Raw genomic sequence first — 1,674 nt, 5'->3', positions numbered from 1 at the left:
TCAGGTGGGTGAAGCCATGGCCATGGTCAAAGCGCTTAACCGGATCACGCTATCAGGAATGCCGAACAGTATTCGCATCACGTAACAATCGACCCGTATGGGGCGCAGTCGTTACAAGTTCTGATTTATTCAACAAAGCCATGTCAAAATGGTGGTTATGGCACTACCCTATGCGATAGTGATGACGCTGGTAGGCTGGCTGTGCGTTGCATTCGCATTAGTGCCTACAACAGAACTGCTTACTGAATGGCTGTGGATAGCGCTACCAAAACTGTAAACACAGACGCGTCGCTACGCACAACTATCGTGTATAGTGAACGGGTTACAACGCTTAGCCGTAGTGTGCGATCTGTCAAAGGATGGCAATCGCAGAAATGATATATAAATAGAGTATCAAATAAATAGATTGTTACGTTTTGCTCAGTGAAATGATGGTGGCATTGCCTGTACCGTCTTTGCCGCCAAATCGATCATTTTTTTAGCATGGAATATTCGTTATGTTGCGATTTCTTAACCGCTGCTCACGTGGGCGCGGTGCTTGGCTGTTAATGGCTTTGACGGCGTTTGCCTTTGAATTGGTCGCGCTTTATTTTCAGCATGTCATGTTGCTCAAACCTTGTGTGCTCTGTATTTACCAGCGCAGCGCACTGTTCGGCGCGATGGGAGCCGGGTTGCTGGGTGCTATCGCCCCCGCAACGCTGCTGCGCTATCCAGCAATTTTCCTGTGGATCTACAGCGCTGTCGAAGGATTAAAGCTAGCCTGGGAGCATACCAATGTCATGCTGCATCCTTCGCCGTTTGCCGTGTGTGATTTCTTTGTCAACTTCCCGTCATGGCTGCCGCTGGACAAATGGCTACCCTCCGTCTTTGTCGCCTCTGGTGACTGTGCAGAGCGCCAATGGCAGTTCCTGTCACTGGTCATGCCGCAGTGTATGCTGGTCATTTTCGGTGCGTTTCTGGTGATGGGGGGGCTGTTGCTGATTGCCCAGCCGTTCAAGCCTAAACGTCGCGATCTGTTTAGCCGCTAATCCTGTCGTTGCCAGATGGCCTGCGCCATCTGGCAACACAATAGCCTAAGATCTCGTCGACCGTCTGAGACCTCAGTGGTGAAGTGAGAGGTCTAGCGGATACCTGAAACCTTTATGCGATGCGTCTAACGCCACAACGCGTACATGCCGATTGCAAATAAACCATATCTCATCGCGATCGTTTGCCAGTATGTAATAGGCGTCTGAGGTTTCAGAAGGATTAAAGCACCCCAGCACGGAGCCTGTACACGAGATTGTGTAATTGCCTGATTTTGATATGTTCAATCCAACATAAAAAGCAGGTTACTTTATGGACGAAAAACAGTTACAGGCTCTGGCTAACGAGCTGGACAAAAATCTCAAAACCCCTGACGATCTCAACCAGTTTGATAGCCTGCTGAAAAAGATCAGCGTTGAAGCTGCCCTTAATGCTGAAATGACCCATCACCTCGGGCATGAGAAGCACCAGTCCAAATCTGGAACTAACACGCGCAATGGCTACTCCACAAAGACTGTTACCACCGTCGATGGTCCGCTGGAACTGCGTACACCACGTGATCGTGATGGTTCCTTTGAACCGCAACTGGTGAAGAAGAACCAGACCCGGATCACCGGGATTGATAACCAGATTTTATCGTTGTATGCC

3 protein-coding genes and 1 pseudogene are annotated in these 1,674 nt (G+C 49.5%); all 4 read left to right on the top strand.

Going from position 1 to position 1,674, the window contains the following annotated elements:
- Positions 1 to 85, top strand: a pseudogene (locus tag QZ506_RS00310) (lipoprotein); the annotation flags it as partial.
- Positions 86 to 127: 42 nt separating this feature from the next.
- Positions 128 to 277, top strand: a complete 150-nt coding sequence (locus QZ506_RS00305) for a hypothetical protein (protein ID WP_291968287.1) — start codon at positions 128 to 130, stop codon at positions 275 to 277.
- Positions 278 to 497: 220 nt separating this feature from the next.
- Positions 498 to 1,028, top strand: coding sequence for a disulfide bond formation protein DsbB (gene dsbB / locus QZ506_RS00300; RefSeq protein WP_291968286.1), 531 nt, complete (start codon positions 498 to 500; stop codon positions 1,026 to 1,028).
- 310 nt (positions 1,029 to 1,338) lie between these two features.
- The coding region (locus tag QZ506_RS00295; protein WP_291968285.1) for a transposase at positions 1,339 to 1,674 on the top strand (336 nt) is incomplete at its 3' end.

Source organism: Candidatus Symbiopectobacterium sp. (genome assembly GCF_020054415.1).
Taxonomy (GTDB): domain Bacteria; phylum Pseudomonadota; class Gammaproteobacteria; order Enterobacterales; family Enterobacteriaceae; genus Symbiopectobacterium.
Note: the sequence above shows the minus strand (reverse complement) of the source record. Positions and strands in the feature narration are given on the sequence as shown.

Coding starts and splice junctions, on each gene's coding strand:
- dsbB (WP_291968286.1), top strand. CDS start 498: ATGTTGCGATTTCTTAACCGCTGCTCACGTGGGCGCGGTGCTTGGCTG.